Source organism: Vibrio sp. Vb339 (genome assembly GCF_902751245.1).
Taxonomy (GTDB): domain Bacteria; phylum Pseudomonadota; class Gammaproteobacteria; order Enterobacterales; family Vibrionaceae; genus Vibrio; species Vibrio coralliirubri.
This window is the reverse complement of sequence record NZ_CADDIS010000001.1, coordinates 1,752,418-1,768,499: the sequence shown is the minus strand read 5'-3', so window position 1 is coordinate 1,768,499 and position 16,082 is coordinate 1,752,418. Positions and strand designations below refer to the sequence as shown.

The window sequence follows — 16,082 nt, the reverse complement described above, 5'->3', positions numbered from 1 at the left end:
CACGCCTCTAAAATAGATGTCATAGGAGGTGATAATTATGTCTGATATTACCAAGGCGACGATTTTCATGTTGTTGTCGACGTTCAGTTTGTCTTTAAGCGGCTTGATGGCCAAGTATCTATCTGAAGTGATGCCCACTTCGTTACTCAGTTTCGTGCGTTTTTTGTTACCCAGTCTGTTCTTATTTCTTTTTCTGACCTTTTACAAAATCAGCAAGCCGACACGAGAAATGTGGAAACCTTTGGTGATGCGGGCGATCTTTATGGTGGCGTGTCAGTGGTGTTTCCTTACTTCACTGCAAACCTTAACGCTTGTTGAAGGGGTCGTGTTGTTCAGTACTGGTCCTCTGTTTATTCCATTGTTAGAAAAGTTAATATTTAGAACCAAGATTCATACAACGACGATCGTGTGTTTAGCTGTCACCTTTGTTGGCGTAGTGATGATGGCAGGGGATTGGTCGCAGTTTGAGTTGGGTTCGGAGTTCTTTAGACCTGCGCTTCTGCTTGGGCTTCTCGCGGGGGTATTTAATTCTGGCTCGCAAGTGAGCTTGTACCGAGCGTCTAAAACCAGCCTGACACCAGCAGTGCTTAACGCATGGACCTTTTTAGTCGCGGCAATCATTGTGATACCAATGGTGGTGTTTACTTCAGTTTCTGCGGTGCCTGATGTGCTTGAAAGTGCAGAGAAAGGAACCTTGTCGGTGTTATTGTCTTTTGACGATTTACGCTGGATTGTTCTCGGAGCGCTTGGCCTTGCACTGTTTACCATCAATACCCAAATCTTCCGCTCCAAGGCGTATAAGCTCGCAGACAGTGGCTCCCAGTTGGCACCTCTGATTTTTACTAACATGCTGTTTAGCGCGCTTTGGCAGGGCTTGTTCTTTGATGATGTGTTTTCTACACAGCAGATGATTGGCATTAACCTAATTGTCGTGGCGAGCATCACCAATACATTGCTGGCAAAAAGACACAGCAAGGCGAAAGCCAAACAAAAACCGCACACCACAGTGGCTGTAGCGACTGTAGTGGACGTTGCGGTATTGGACTCGGCAGCTAAAAGCTAACCATTGAGTTATGGCTTATCCTCTGAATGGTTAACTTAAAACTTAGAACAATGAGCGTATGTATTCTTTTACTCGGTCGATGTGTTCGTGCGGGTCAATCTCGCAGCGTTGGTTCATTTCTAGGAATCGCTCAGCGTATTTGTCGTAGATTTTGTTTTCCAAAAACAACAAATACAACTTGGGATCGATATGACCGCTGGTCGCCATGTCGGTCATGATGTTGAGTGATTCGCTTAAGAGTTTACCTTTCTTATAAGGGCGATCACTAGAGGTGAGCGCTTCAAAGACATCAGCAATTGCCATTGCTCTGGACGGCAGAGGTAACTGGTCTTCGTTTAAGCCTCTTGGGTATCCCTTACCGTCGATACGTTCGTGGTGTCCGCTGGCGATATCCGGAATGTTTTGAAGGTAAGGCGGGTAAGGCAGCTTGTTGAGCATGGTGAAGGTTTGGATAATATGATCGTTGATCATGAAACGTTCTTCATCGTTTAACGTACCACGGCGTACTTTCAAATTGTGCAGTTCACCTTGGTTGTATTTAACTTCTCCGGGCTTAAGTACAAACGCTTCTTGCCATACATCGGCAGGGTTAAAGCCATTGTCCCAAGGTATTTTATGCTCAGGCTTATCTGCAAGTAGGGGTTCCATGACAGGCAAACCCTTTTCCTGACTTGTTGGTTCAATTCTCTCTTTCTCAACCGACTCTTTTGAGGTGTTGAACCTCTCTTTTTCAGACCAAGACAAACCCAATTGATCATCCAGTGTGCGTTTCCATTGGCGTTTGGCTATTTGATCTAAGCGTTCTAGCTGCTCTTCCGTCATAGATTCGCCACCAAGGTTACACTGAGCAACAAAGGCAAACTCCTCATCCAGTTCAGACAGGTTTTGTTCGAGTATTTTGAGTTGTCCTTCTTGTAGCGCACCGTTCGCTATGGCTTTCCAGTAATCGGTTTCCGCTTGCTGTTTCAACAACTCAAAACGCATTCGCACTTCGTGGATTCGGTCGTAAATGGTTTCCAGTTTTGTTGCCTTGTCTACCACATATTCAGGCGTGGTTACCTTGCCGCAGTCATGAAGCCAAGCGGCGAGCATCAATTCTTCCCACTGTTTACTATCCAATGAGAATTGCGGGTAATAGCGGTCATCATCAATGGTCGCTTGAGTCAGCCATTTGGTGAGTTCAGGCACTCGTTGGCAATGCCCGCCCGTGTATGGTGACTTGGTATCAATCGCCGAAGCAATCAGCTCGATAAAGGCATTAAGCATGTCTTTTTGTTGCTGCATTTGGTCGATGTTGTCTTTCGCTATTTCCGCAAAGCTGAGCAGCTCTCGTAAAAAGGCGTGCTTATCGGCTTGCATCTTGGTGATAGGTCTTTCATAGCCAATTGCCACAATCCCTACCAACAACTTTTCTCTGTTTAACAGTGGAAACAGGTACAGGTCTGAATTGAAGATCGAATCCTGATAATAGTTGAGAACATTGTCTTCTCGGTTTAAATGGATCGTCTCACCAGATTTAAGCTGACACAGCAACCAAGGGGTATGTTTGATGAAGTCATTGATATCGGCTTTAAAAGGCAAAATGGCAAGGTTGGCTGCCGTATCAAACACGTCTTTCTCTTTTGATTGAGTGAAGAGGACGATGGTTTCTGCTTTGGTAATTAAATAGCTTTGATGAGCAATGTTCTTGGCTAAGATCGAAAATTCCTGATTCCCGGCCGTGTCTCTAAGTAGTGTTATCAAGTCATGAAGCGTGTGTTCCATCAGCTCAATCGAGTGGGCGAGGTTAGCCACTTCTTGAATCATGCTTTTGGGATAGTGAGTACGCCTGAAGTCGAACCGAGCGATGTTGTCGGTGAGTTGCATCAGCGTATTGAGTGGCTGAGACAAGCGATTAGCAACAAACCATACGATAGCGAAGCAGATGAACAGCATCCCAATCGCGACCGCAACTTGCTTGTCTCGCATCGAGATAAGATCAGCGAGCAGCTCATTGTGTGGCGTCGCTTCTGCCAAGTATAAGGTGACGTTTTGAGTCAGTTGAACCGGCGTTAACGTTAGTGCCCAAGTGTTTAAGTTGTACTCAACGTTTTTTAGATTGAGGTTAAACTTCTCTTCATCAGAGATAAGCGGCGCTATGACGGACGCTTTCAATGCTTTCATCTGTTCACGTTTGGGCACATTAAAGAAGCTTTGGTCTTGTTCACTGCCAGAGAGTTTCTCCGTCGTTTGGTTGTTCGTTTGCTCAGTTTTACTTGTGTCATCAGACTGGGTGGCAAGCTTGGGGACTGATAGCTCAAGTTGATGCTGACCGAGAAGATTAAAATGTTGATCGAACAGGGCGAGTCGGGTTTGCGGAGAATAAGCTAATTCACTGATCTGAGAAGAGAGCGAACTCAATGTAAAGTCGGCACCAACAACATGCTTGCCATCGGCCGAACGCCTAGAGAGTGTAATGCCATTGGTTTGCAGGAAATAGAACAGATAGGGCTCAGAGAGTTGTATTGAGCCGTCAGGCTTTGCGTTACGAAACCAAGGACGAGTGGTGGGGTTGAACTTACTCTCTGCTTGTCGAGTACTGATCACTTGATGTGCGCCATCAAGGTAGGTAATAAAGTTTTCACCGTCTAGATTGGTGCTGCTGACCATCATGGTTGCTTTAGCGGGGGCGCTGTTTTCGGATCTCTGTTTATTGGTGCTTAATGGACGAAAGATTCTAAAGTCACCATCTTCAGAACCATAAAATAGAGCGACCAAATTGGTGTTTTGCTTAAAGATGATATCGACTGAAGCAAGCCAAGAGTCTTTTTCGACAGCGGAAGTTTGATGAGCAACAAACGGGCTCACCGCCATCACATTTAGGGTTGTGATGACCGGGGCAATCGCTTGTTTAAATACTGATTCCAGCTTGTCGCGATGCTCATTACTGATCTCGCGCACTGTGCCTAACAGCAGCTCTTGAGAGTGCCGATAACTTATCGAAATCAATACCGCACCGACAAGTGTTGTCAAAATTAGGAAAAGGCTAGTGATGTGGATACTCAGCGGATATCGTCTTCTTCTCATCTAACACTCCAGTTTGTAGACTGGTTTAAGTATTGACGAACTTGGGTAGGTTGCAAAAAATTGGCGCAATTACCGAGTGTGTGCGGTTCAACTTAGATAAGGTCAAGTGTTGGCTCGTTTGGTTAGCCACGTATTACCTGTCATGTAAATGAACCAGTAATAAACCTTTATGTTTGGGTGCTAATTGTCACTTTCAGCTGATAAACTGGTCGAATTGTTGCCATTAGGCACTCATTTTCTGAAGCATTCTTTTCCTGAAAGAGATTCAGAGTTACTTTCTGAAAAACGTATTTTGACCGAGCGAAGAGGGCATTGATTCATGGAACTCAAAGTAGATACTCACACCCACACATACGCAAGTGGTCATGCTTACAGCACATTGATTGAAAACGCCAAGTCGGCAAAGCAAAATGGTTTAGCCATGTTTTGTACTACCGACCATTCAGAATCAATGCCGGGCGCTCCACACTATTGGTTCTTCAGTAACCAACGTGTACTTCCTCGTTTTATCGAAGAGGTCGCCATCATCCGTGGTGTTGAGTCGAACATCATGAACACGCAAGGTGAAATCGATATTCATCCGAGCGTTGATAAGAATCTGGATTGGGTAATTGCCAGCTTCCACGAGCCCGTTTTTCGCCCATCGGATGTCGCTACCCATACAGAGGCTCTCGTGAATGTGATTAAGGGCGGTCGAATTGATGCGCTTGGTCACTTAGGCAATCCTAATTTTGATTTCGATTTCGAAGCCGTTATTCAATGTGCGGTTGAAAACAACGTGGCGATTGAGATCAACAACACCACACTCAAAGGCAATAGCCGAGTTGGCAGTGTTGACCGTTGTTATGAGATTGCAAGAATAGCGAAAGCGAAGGGTGCATTTATTACAACAGGCAGCGATGCGCATTTCTGTTTAGATGTAGGTGGCTTGGATTTAGTCGCAGTATTGTTAGATGAAGTGGGTGTAGATTCGAGTAAAGTGATCACTCATTCGCCAAAGCAGTTCCTAGCCTTTTTGGCCTTGCGCGGTCGTAGTGAAATCCCAGAATATTCAGATCTTGTTTAAGAGAATGTCGGCGGGTTTGCATTTCGACACAATCAATTTTTGTGCCTGACCGATTTTTGTATACACTAGCCGAAAATAATAAAGTCGAAGTGCCACAGTAATGATGGCTCTAACTTCAAAGACACCGCTTCACTTGGAGAAACAATGAAAACTCGCTCAATCCTTTTATCTGGCTTAATCGCTGCTTCAGTATTGTCTGGCAACGCATTTGCTAATGTAGACCTTAAGAAAAACATGCAAGAAATGAAGCTTGCGTTCAAACAAGCGGCAGAAGCTCAAAGCATTGAAGAGATGCAAAAGCCTATCGTTCGTTTAGATACGCTAGTGGCAGAGTTGAAAACGGGTGTTTACCCAGTCGAGAAAGAAGACAACTTCATGGAAGGCTTCAAAAAGATCAGTGCATCACTGGATAGCATTGAGCAGAAGCTAGACCAAGGTGACTTAGCGTCGGCACAGCAAGAACTTCGTACTATTGACGGCCTTCGTGAAGAGTACCATGAGAAGCGTAACCCAAGCATCTGGAGCAAGATCTTCGGTTAATTCGTTAATCATGAACGTTTGCTAGATAGTTAACAAAGAGCAAACCTCAAGATTCGATTTCTAAAACGCCGCCTTACATTACCCTCTTTCAAGGAAGGTGTAAGGCGGCGTTTTTATTATCTCTTTTATTGAAAGCCTGCTGCAAAGAGTTGAGTATTACTTTCTTAGCTTTAGTGTTGTAACCAGTATTTAACGAAAAAGAGTGTGCGTTAGCTTCAATTTTTTAACTTGCTGTTAATCTTTACGTTTACCTATATTCCAAGTCCCTCATAATAAGGGAAATTTATAAAGACTTGGAATAATGCGCCGAACCTCGTTCAACTTCTCCATGTTACTTGCAACAGCATTAAGCTGGGCGCTAGTGACATTAATGCCTGTTATCAATGCTCATGGTAATAGTGCGGGAGTATGGGCGTCGTTATGTACGGTCAATGGCTTTGAACTGGTTCAAATTGAAGAAGGTGAACCTAATACTCATAAAGGAAAGCCGTGTCCGTTTAGCCATTTTTCCACGTTTCACCAAGATGAACTTCCCACTACACTACTGACAACTCGACTGAGTTCTATTGTCTCAGACAGCTACGCTTTTTTGGCTCTAAGCGAACGCTACACGAGGCAAGCCCCACGCGGTCCTCCCTTTGTTATTGCTTAAACCTAACCCATTAAAATAATTAAAAAATAAAGTATTAAGTAAAGTTAAACATGCTCAAGTTACTTTCTGATTTTTCAGAAGGTGCGTTTGCGTGTGTCAAAGGAAATTATAATGTTGAGAAATGAATCTCAAACCCCTGCGAAAGTACAAGCAACTTCGCAGTCTAAAAGCAGTGCAACAACCGGTTCGAAAACCAGTATAAAAAGCAAAGACCGCAATAAAACTCTCTACTTCCTCACATGGCGCTGGCACTTCTATGCTGGGCTATTCGTCATCCCGTTTATGTTAATGCTGAGCATTACAGGCTTGGTGATGCTGTTTGATGATGAAATCGAGTTAGCTTTTCATCACGATGCGATCGAGATTGTTGCATCGGGCGAGCCGATTAAAGTGTCACAACAGTTAGTTGCAGTACAACTTCAATACCCACAAGGCTCGGTTACCCAGTTTGTTCCGAGCAAAGCGCCTGATCTGGCTAACCGCTTTTCGGTAGCACTTGTAGACGGCACATCGGTCTTCGCCACGGTAAATCAATATACGGGCGAAGTGGTCGGAGAGATTCCGCGTAGCGACAGCCTGTACCAACTCGCGAATGACATTCACGGCACTTTGTTGATTGGTGATTGGGGGGATTATCTAATTGAAGTCGCAATCAGCTTGTCTATTCTGTTGCTCATCAGTGGTATTTACTTATGGTTACCGAGAGATAACGCGAGTCGCGCTGGTTTTCTCAAGTTGAGAGTTTCATCCGGGCCACGCGTTCTCATGCGTGATCTGCACGCGAACATTGGAGGCACGTTATCGCTTATTCTGTTGTTGTTTATTCTATCTGGGTTGGCCTGGACAGGTTTTTGGGGCGGTAAGCTTGTTCAAGCATGGAGCACTTTCCCTGCTCAAATGTGGGACGATATTCCATTATCAGATAAGACGCATGCTTCCCTTAACCATGGTTCAGAAGAAGAGCTCCCTTGGAACTTGGAGCAAACACCATTGCCTTTGTCTCAAGATAAGCCAGCAGAACACGTTCATCATGTGGAAGAGGCTACGGAACCTCACGACCATTCTAAGATGGGTGAAGATCACTCTCAACATATGTTGTCAGCAAGCAACTTCGACATTGATGACGTTACTGAAAAAGCGTACTCACTTGGCTTTACGCAATACAAGGTGAATTTCCCGCGTTCAGAAACGGGTGTCTACACGGTCACAGCCAACACTATGGGCGGTGACATCATCGATCCAACGCAGGATCGTACCACACACCTCGACCAATACTCAGGTCGTATTCTGGGTGAGGTGACATGGCAAGATTATAACTTCATTGCCAAGACGTTAGCGGTTGGTATTTCATTGCACCAAGGTGACATCAGCATCATCAATAAGCTTCTAAATGCCTTGTTCTGCTTGGCGTTCATTGTTGTGTCTGTGACTGGCGCTATGATGTGGTGGATGCGTAGACCTTCAGGACAAAGAAAGCTTGGTACGCCACCGAAGTTTGGTGATGCAGGGCTTTGGAAAGCAGGCTTGGTGACTGTGGTGGTTATTTCAGTGCTGTTTCCACTGGCGGGTGCGACTATCGTGACAGCCATGCTATTGGATTGGTTACTGTTCTCGCGTGTCGAGAAATTCAAGACGGCATTGAGCTAATTGATACACAAACTGACCTTCTTTTTGAGGAGGTCAGTTTCATTAATCAGATGACATGCTCTGTTTGCTAAGAAGACGTTAGACTTGATAAAGCTCTATATTTGATAAAGCTTTAGATTTCATAAAGCTCTAACGGAAGCCCGTCAGGATCGGCAAAAAAAGTAAATGCTTTGCGTGTAAATTCATCAATTCGGATCGGTTCGACTTCGATTCCTTGTCCTTCCAAATAGCTTTTGACGTGTTGAACGTCATCCACACAAAAGGCTAAATGCCTCAGTCCTTGGGCTTCGGGAAAGCTAGGTCTTTCTGGTGCGTTAGGGAAGCTGAATAGCTCTATCTGAGCACCAGTAGGGAGCGCTAAATCAAGCTTGTACGACTGGCGAGCCTCACGATAGTTTTCGGCAATGATCTCAAGTTTTAAAATCTCAGTGTAAAAGTGTTTCGACAATTCGTAGTCTGAACAGATTATGGCCGCGTGGTGTATTCCTTTCAGCATCAGTTTATTTCTCCTGCCAACTTGTCACCTAAGTGCTCCATGGCGTAATCAATGAATACACGCAGTCGAGCGGGCATGTACTTGGTTTGAGCAAACTGCATCGCAATCGCGCCGTGGTAATTACTCTTGATGGTCCAATCTTCCAACACCTGTACCACGGAGCCTTCAGCCAACGCATCTTGAATCACGAAGTCATGGAAAATACCGACGCCGAGACCTTCTTTCACGCCTTTCAGTCGCATTTGTGAATGGTTAACTGCGTAACGCCCAGTGACGGGGACCGTGTGAAATTCATCATCTTTAAGAAAGTCCCAAATGTGGTCTTTGTCTGTCTCTGCAAGATACAAACAATCGTGTTCAGACAGTTCGGTAGGGTGGTGAGGAATCCCTTTGGCATCTAAATAGTCAGGGCTTGCACACAACACGAGGTTTGTTTTACCTAACTCTTTTAATACTAAGCTCTCGTCGGGCTTATCGGTAAGGCGAAATGCGATGTCGATGCCTTGTCGTAAAATATCGATGTCGCCATCAGCCGCTCTCAATTTAAGTTGGATCTCTGGATACTGATTTAAAAATGGGACAACGAAAGGCTGCAACACCGAGTTCAAGAAGGCTTCAGGCGCCGCTACCGTTATCGAGCCTGCAGGTTCGGTATGGTCAGAGGTAGACAGTTCAACGGCTTGTTGAGCCGCGTTGATCATCACCACGCTCTGGTCGTAAACCAATTGACCCGCTTGCGTGATGATAAGGGTACGAGTGGTACGCTCAAACAGTTTCACCGACAGCGCTTTTTCCAAACGAGTGATGAGCTTACTCAAGGCTGACGGTGTCACACCTAACTGTTTTGCTGCAGCCGTAAAGCTGCCTTCGTTAACCACCAAAATGAACGAGGCGAGGTCTGGAAGTAGGGCAATGAGTTTTGGGTTAATCATAAGTATCCAGTTGGGCTAGTTTCAACGATGAACTTAATGGCAATTGTGAGCGATTTACTTTGATTTGTGAATTAATTTCATTAATTGATTAGCGTGATTGCTCTGATAGGTTGTTGTGTTTGAAGCTCATCTGTATAGCGGCGTTGCTGCTGCGCATTCTGAGATGAAAAATTGATATTTGATATGAAAGCGAAATTAGACGGAAATTAAAGCTGATTTGGCGTTTAAAAGAGCAAGTGAAGGGCGTTAATGTGCCCTGTGTCACTGGGATGAACTATTATTCGTGCCTGTGATTCATTAATGTTTTTCCAACTAAAGGGATAATCGGAACGGGGATGTTCAACTAGAATATAGGCATAAGTTTTACAGTGTAAATGATCGTGTTGAGATCGTTTGCATCCCTACATAAAGCGGCGCGCGATGCTGCTAAATAATAACTAGGAAGGAATGAGACAATGTCTTCTGCATTTTACCAACAGATTCAAACTCAAATCGAAGAAGTTAAAGAAGAAGGTCTTTACAAGTCTGAGCGCATTATTACTTCTGCACAAAAAGCAGCGGTTTCTATCTCGACTGGTGAAGAAGTACTAAACTTCTGTGCAAACAACTACTTAGGTCTTGCTAACCACCCAGCTCTTATCGAAGCAGCTAAAGATGGTATGGATCAGCACGGTTTTGGTATGGCTTCAGTACGTTTCATCTGTGGTACTCAAGATTCTCACAAAGAACTAGAGCAAAAGCTTTCTACGTTCCTAGGTAAAGAAGACACTATCCTTTACACATCTTGTTTTGATGCAAACGCTGGTTTATTCGAAACAATTCTAGGTAAAGAAGACGCAATCATCTCTGACGCACTAAACCACGCATCTATCATCGATGGCGTTCGTCTGTGTAAAGCAATGCGTTTCCGTTACTCGAACAACAACATGGAAGAGCTAGAGCAGCAACTTATCGCTGCTAAAGAAGCGGGCGCTCGTCACACACTAATCGTAACTGACGGTGTGTTCTCAATGGACGGCGTAGTGGCTAACCTTCCTGCTATCTGTGACCTTGCAGACAAGTACGACGCACTAGTAATGGTTGATGACTCTCACGCAGTGGGCTTCATGGGCGAAAACGGCGCGGGTACTCACGAGTTCCACAACGTTGTAGACCGTATCGATATCATCACTGGTACGCTAGGTAAAGCAATGGGTGGCGCTTCAGGCGGTTACACTTCTGGTAAGAAAGAAGTGATCGACTGGCTACGTCAGCGTTCTCGTCCATACCTATTCTCTAACTCTGTTGCACCTGCAATCGTATCTGCGTCTATCCGCGTTCTAGATCTTCTTGCGGAATCTGGCGACCTACGTACTCAACTATGGGAAAACTCTGCTCACTTCCGTACTCGCATGGAAGAAGCTGGCTTCACTATGGGCGGTGCAGATCACGCAATCATCCCAATCATGCTTGGTGATGCAAAAGTAGCGGCTGAATTCGCAGAACGCGCACTAGAGAAAGGCATCTACGTTGTAGGTTTCTCTTTCCCTGTAGTACCAAAAGGTCAAGCTCGTATCCGTACGCAAATGTCTGCTGCACACTCTCGTGAGCAACTAGACCGCGCAATCGATGCGTTCATTCAAGTTGGTAAAGACATGGGTATCATCTAATTTTAAAGGGGTGCCACGGGCATCCTTTAATTAGATAGAGCAACACCCAGTAGAACATATAGATTTTTGATTCTCGCCTTATAGTTAGGCAAGATGAACTAGGTAACATTATGAAAATTAAAGCACTTTCTAAGCTTAAGCCTGAAGAAGGCATCTGGATGACCGAGGTTGAAAAACCTGAAATGGGTCATAATGATCTTCTTATCCGTATTAAGAAAACCGCAATTTGTGGTACTGACGTACATATCTACAACTGGGATGAGTGGTCACAAAATACAATCCCAGTACCTATGGTAGTAGGTCACGAATACGTAGGTGAAGTTGTTGGCATCGGCCAAGAAGTTCGTGGTTTTGAAATCGGCGACCGTGTATCTGGCGAAGGTCACATCACATGTGGTCACTGTCGTAACTGTCGTGGCGGCCGTACTCACCTTTGTCGTAACACAACAGGTGTTGGTGTTAACCGCACTGGTGCGTTCTCTGAGTTCCTTGTGATCCCTGCGTTCAACGCATTTAAGATCCCTGCAGAAATCTCTGACGATCTAGCTTCAATCTTTGACCCGTTTGGTAACGCAGTACACACAGCACTTTCTTTCGACCTAGTAGGCGAAGACGTGCTAATTACTGGTGCTGGCCCAATCGGTATCATGGCTGCAGCTGTTGCTAAGCACGTTGGTGCTCGTCACGTTGTTATCACTGATGTAAACGAATACCGCCTAGATCTTGCTAAGAAAATGGGTGTGACTCGCGCAGTAAACGTGATGGAAGAGAAGCTTGAAGACGTAATGTCTGATCTTGGCATGACTGAAGGCTTCGATGTAGGCCTAGAAATGTCTGGTAACCCATCTGCGTTCAACAGCATGCTGACTAACATGAACCACGGCGGTAAGATCTCTCTACTAGGTATTCCACCATCAGACATGGCAGTAGATTGGAACCAAGTAATCTTCAAAGGCTTGGTTATCAAGGGTATCTACGGTCGTGAGATGTTCGAAACTTGGTACAAGATGGCTTCACTAATCCAATCAGGCCTAGATCTAACACCAATCATTACTCACCACTACAAAGTGGACGACTTCCAGAAAGGTTTCGACATGATGCGCTCTGGTATGTCTGGTAAAGTAATTCTTGATTGGGAATAAGCAAAAGGAGTAAACACTCCCGAGCTTCCTGATTAATTGAAAATGCCTCAAAGCGATTTGGGGCATTTTTGTATCTAAATTCTACCTAGGGTTAACTTATCTCTCTGTCACTTAATGGCCATTTTACTGCCCAGTAATCTCTAAAATACTCAATAAGCAGTTACATCTTATTGTTTTACTATTGAAGAGAGGGCTCATGGCTTGTAAACCACTTGCACTGATAATAACTGGACTATTATTAACGCCGAATTTTGCTAGCGCTAAGGTCGACATTTCGAAATCTGAAAGCGATCAAGCGGCAGAACAGGCAGCAAAGGAACTTGCAAACCCAAACACAGCTTACGCTAGCCTAAACTTAAAGCTTCAGTATTCAGGTGGTTACGATGGTGGAGGGGACAGTTTCGCTACAGTATTACAACCAACTCTCCCTTTCCCCATGGATAATGGTGATAAAGTGATCTTCCGCCCGGCTATCTCTTACGTACAGAACGATTTCCATGTGGATACACCAGCAAGCTCGCAGCATATGGATCAGTCTGGCGTTTCAGACATCTCATTTGATTTAGCTTATGCGCCTAAAATGGAGGGCGGTACTATTGTCGCGTTCGGTCTCTTTGCTTCGTTGCCTACGGGCAGCAGTGACTTAACGGCGGATCAATTTGCTGTCGGGCCAGAGTTTATGGTCGGGAAGGCGAGTAGCGAGCGAGTTTTCGGTATGTTCCCCAATCACTTGTATGGTGTTTCTGGAGACGGAGCCGACCATTCTGATATTCGAATCAACAAGACATCGACACAAGTGTTTTGGGTTGAGATATTAGGAGGTGGTTGGACGGTTGGCTCTGCACCAACATTCTCGTACGACTGGAATAAGGATCAGGCGGAAATTCCGTTGAATATCAGTGTTAGCAAAACAACGGTTCTGAATGGACGCCCTTGGAAGTTTGGCATTGAAGCGAACTATTACCTTGAGAAAGACGAAAAAACGCGTCCAGATTTTATGTTGAGCTTTAATATCAGCCCTGTGGTGGAAAATAAATTGGCGTCTTTATTCGACTAGTTGTATTTCCCTTATGACATTAAATAGGTTAAAGCTTTGGTTTGATATTAATTGGGATGGCTTTAGCTAATTAACTGAATATTTCACTCCAACATATATTGAATGAAGCGTAGATAAAATAACCAAAGATGAGCGTTAAAAACAACCAAACACCAATGTCTTTTTTAAATTTATCAAGGATATTTCTCATTCTGTATATTCCTCGTAACTTAAACTCACTAAAAATTTGGTTTTCTACCAACCGGATTTGGTCTAGATTTTCGGTTTTTAATAAACAGCGCTAATGGCGAGTTAGTGACAATCTCTTGCCTTGCTTCTTCTATCTCTTTGAGTTGTTTACAGTGAGCAAATTGAAACGGGTTACAGTAGCTTTTCTTGGTGTAGCCAAATACATTGGTGTGGTAGCAGATAAACCATTCGTCACTGCTAAAGCTAGATACAACGATGCCCATGTCGTAAAACTCTAACAGTCCATTCGCGTCAATGTTTATGCTTTGCGCTCTGATTCGATAATCTAGGTACTGACCTTTAACTAGCTTTGTCGATTTTACTTTCCAATTCTTCATCTCTACTCCTAGAGGAAAATGTTCTTTGTGGGAGTGTTCGGTTCTTTGAGATAAGTCATTTGGGATAACTTCATTCTATAACCATTCATATATTTATTGTTATACGGTTTCGGAGTATGGCGACTTTCAATCTTGCAGGACTTGGCATGTCGCCATACCTTCCTTTTCGTGGGGGTTCTATCTCTAAATTTCGTTTTCTCTATGAGGGTAGATGCTAAACACATACGGCTTGCTGCGCAATATGGCAGATGTATGTATAAATTTAACCGATGTTAAATTTCTTTGAATGTTAACAATGCAAAGACAGTAGAAAAATAGTAATTAATCGAGTGTGGCTTAGGAAGGAGTTAGAAATAGGTGTTTAATAAGCTCTAATCATTAAATATAAGTATGAACTTAAGTTTTTATTCCTGTTTCATTACCTATTTATACCGCGCATAAAAAATCCGACATTGGCGAACCAATATCGGATTTAAAATTCAGCAGATTGTTGGCGCTAGTCGTATTAACCAGCAGCTACTTGCATGATGAGGCCACAGATGTAAGCGCCGTATGTACCGAGAGCGTAACCCAATACCGCCATTAGGATACCTACTGGTGCTAATGCTGGGTGGAATGCAGCCGCGACGATAGGTGCCGATGCAGCGCCGCCTACGTTAGCTTGGCTACCTACAGCCATAAAGAACAATGGGGCACGAATTAGCTTCGCCATCACAATCATCAGAAGGGCATGAATAGTTAACCATGTAATACCAATGAAGAAGTAACCTGGGTTGTCTAAGATAGCTGTCACATCCATTTGCATACCGATAGTTGCAACTAGGATGTAGATGAACGCTGAACCAACTTTAGATGCGCCGCTGTGCTCAAGGCTGCGTGTCGATTTGAAGCATGAAGCGATCAACGCGAACGTTGTTACCATTACGATCAACCAGAAGAAGCCAGATGTTAGGCTGTATTTCGCAAGTTCTGGTGCGTTGGTTGAGATCCACGGTGCAATCATGTCACTGAATAAGTGAGCTAGGCCGGTTAAACCGAAGGCAATTGCCGTGATCTTCATGAGATCGGTTGTGGTTGTTGGACGAGCGTTCTCTTCTTGGTATTTAGAAACCGTCTCTTTTAGCTCTTCGATAGATGATGTGTCAGCTTTTAGCCATGCATCAATCTTCTTCTGACGACCTGCCATGATAAGCAACACAGCCATCCAAATGTTTGCACAGATAACGTCTACCGTAATCATTGCTGAGAAGAGTTGGTCATCAACTTCAAATACTTCTTTCATTGCTGCTTGGTTTGCACCGCCGCCGATCCAAGAACCAGCAACAGTTGTAAGGCCACGCCATACATCGCCAGATACGAGGTCAGGGTTAACTTGGTCGATAATTAGAATCGCTAAAGGCCCGCCAATGATAATGCCGACAGTACCCGTTAGGAACATGATGACGGCTTTAGAACCAAGGCCAAATATTTTACGAAGGTCTGCTGAGATGATCAGTAGAACGAGTGCGCTTGGTAATAGGTAACGACTTGCAACAAAGTACAGCTTTGAGTTTGATGCGTCGATGATGCCTAGGCTGTTCAATAGAGAAGGAACAAAGTAACAGAGCAATAGACCCGGAACGAACGAGTAGAATTTTTTCAGTGCGCTATTTTGGCTACTTTCCGTGATAAAAACACCGCCAAGAATAACAGCTAACATGCCCATTATTACAGCATCATTAGTAATCATTATTATATCTCCTTTAAGGTGAGCGCAAAGGTCTCACTTTTTGAATTGCAGGACTATACCGACAACCGTCATTCGTTACAAATTGTAACGATAGACATACTTTGAAATGTTTATGTTAATTTTGATGGTTTGAATTTGTGAATGTCGTGCGTTATTTATTTGATTGATGAATGGGTTTGTTGGGGCTTTTGCGGCGCATTTCGATATATGCAATGTAATTCAAGCCTTAGAGAGTGGTCGCTATGAATTGGGTGGGTGCTTGAAAGGCAGGAATGAGTGCATATATAGCCATGTTTATGGTGTGGTTTATGCAGGGTTGGAATGTTTCAATAATGTAAAAATTGAATCCACTTTTGCTATGTGGTCAGAAATTAAAAATTTTAGCTAGATCACACAAATCTCTCGGATTACGAGTTTCAGCACCTGATACTTATGCTCATTTGAGGTTTTGTAGGGGGTAAATGAAAGAAAAAGCGG

General features: G+C 44.1%; 13 protein-coding genes. 8 read left to right on the top strand and 5 right to left on the bottom strand.

The annotated features are described in order from the left end of the window. The first annotated feature begins 37 nt into the window (after positions 1-37). Positions 38-1,063 (top strand): DMT family transporter, encoded by a 1,026-nt coding sequence (locus HRQ85_RS07670; RefSeq protein WP_172379217.1) that lies wholly within the window; start codon positions 38-40, stop codon positions 1,061-1,063. A gap of 42 nt (positions 1,064-1,105) precedes the next feature. Here the strand turns inward: HRQ85_RS07670 and HRQ85_RS07665 are convergent, their stop codons facing one another. Next, positions 1,106-4,129, bottom strand: coding sequence for an HD domain-containing phosphohydrolase (locus HRQ85_RS07665; RefSeq protein ID WP_172379216.1), 3,024 nt, complete (start codon positions 4,127-4,129; stop codon positions 1,106-1,108). A 319-nt stretch (positions 4,130-4,448) separates the two neighbouring features. Here HRQ85_RS07665 and HRQ85_RS07660 point away from each other — a divergent pair, with 319 nt between their 5' ends. The 4 genes from HRQ85_RS07660 to HRQ85_RS07645 all read left to right on the top strand — a co-directional run bounded on the left by HRQ85_RS07660 (position 4,449) and on the right by HRQ85_RS07645 (position 8,034). Next, entirely contained in the window at positions 4,449-5,195 is a 747-nt protein-coding gene (locus tag HRQ85_RS07660; RefSeq protein WP_172379215.1) for a phosphatase, read from the top strand. A 144-nt stretch (positions 5,196-5,339) separates the two neighbouring features. Then, complete coding sequence (locus HRQ85_RS07655; RefSeq protein WP_017059534.1) at positions 5,340-5,735, top strand: cytochrome b562; 396 nt, start codon at positions 5,340-5,342, stop codon at positions 5,733-5,735. Positions 5,736-6,036: 301 nt separating this feature from the next. Next, the gene (locus HRQ85_RS07650) at positions 6,037-6,387 is read left to right on the top strand and encodes a hypothetical protein (RefSeq protein ID WP_048612954.1); all 351 of its coding nucleotides are present in this window, start codon (positions 6,037-6,039) and stop codon (positions 6,385-6,387) included. Positions 6,388-6,498: 111 nt separating this feature from the next. Then, the gene (locus HRQ85_RS07645) at positions 6,499-8,034 is read left to right on the top strand and encodes a PepSY-associated TM helix domain-containing protein (RefSeq protein ID WP_172379214.1); all 1,536 of its coding nucleotides are present in this window, start codon (positions 6,499-6,501) and stop codon (positions 8,032-8,034) included. A 112-nt stretch (positions 8,035-8,146) separates the two neighbouring features. Here HRQ85_RS07645 and gloA2 read toward each other — a convergent pair whose 3' ends face one another. Both gloA2 and HRQ85_RS07635 read right to left on the bottom strand, forming a co-directional pair. Further along, the gene (gene gloA2, locus HRQ85_RS07640; protein ID WP_172379213.1) at positions 8,147-8,530 is read right to left on the bottom strand and encodes an SMU1112c/YaeR family gloxylase I-like metalloprotein; all 384 of its coding nucleotides are present in this window, start codon (positions 8,528-8,530) and stop codon (positions 8,147-8,149) included. After that, a complete protein-coding gene (locus tag HRQ85_RS07635) occupies positions 8,530-9,462 on the bottom strand; it encodes a LysR family transcriptional regulator (RefSeq protein ID WP_009845598.1) in 933 nt (310 codons plus the stop codon). Before HRQ85_RS07635 ends, gloA2 begins: the two co-directional genes overlap by 1 nt. Positions 9,463-9,917: 455 nt before the next feature. On the opposite strand from HRQ85_RS07635, the gene HRQ85_RS07630 reads away from it, so the two are divergent. From HRQ85_RS07630 to HRQ85_RS07620, 3 genes are all read left to right on the top strand, one after another. Continuing rightward, positions 9,918-11,111, top strand: a complete 1,194-nt coding sequence (locus tag HRQ85_RS07630; protein WP_017064793.1) for a glycine C-acetyltransferase — start codon at positions 9,918-9,920, stop codon at positions 11,109-11,111. Between the two features lie 110 nt (positions 11,112-11,221). After that, positions 11,222-12,253: an L-threonine 3-dehydrogenase gene (gene tdh / locus HRQ85_RS07625; protein WP_017059546.1), complete on the top strand. Its 1,032-nt coding sequence runs from the start codon at positions 11,222-11,224 to the stop codon at positions 12,251-12,253. Between the two features lie 196 nt (positions 12,254-12,449). After that, the gene (locus HRQ85_RS07620) at positions 12,450-13,310 is read left to right on the top strand and encodes a hypothetical protein (RefSeq protein ID WP_172379212.1); all 861 of its coding nucleotides are present in this window, start codon (positions 12,450-12,452) and stop codon (positions 13,308-13,310) included. Between the two features lie 218 nt (positions 13,311-13,528). On the opposite strand, the gene HRQ85_RS07615 is transcribed toward HRQ85_RS07620, so the two are convergent. Beyond that, a complete protein-coding gene (locus tag HRQ85_RS07615; RefSeq protein ID WP_050644007.1) occupies positions 13,529-13,876 on the bottom strand; it encodes a hypothetical protein in 348 nt (115 codons plus the stop codon). Between the two features lie 505 nt (positions 13,877-14,381). Beyond that, the gene (locus HRQ85_RS07610) at positions 14,382-15,605 is read right to left on the bottom strand and encodes a DUF819 family protein (protein WP_046223963.1); all 1,224 of its coding nucleotides are present in this window, start codon (positions 15,603-15,605) and stop codon (positions 14,382-14,384) included. Between the last annotated feature and the right edge of the window lie 477 nt (positions 15,606-16,082).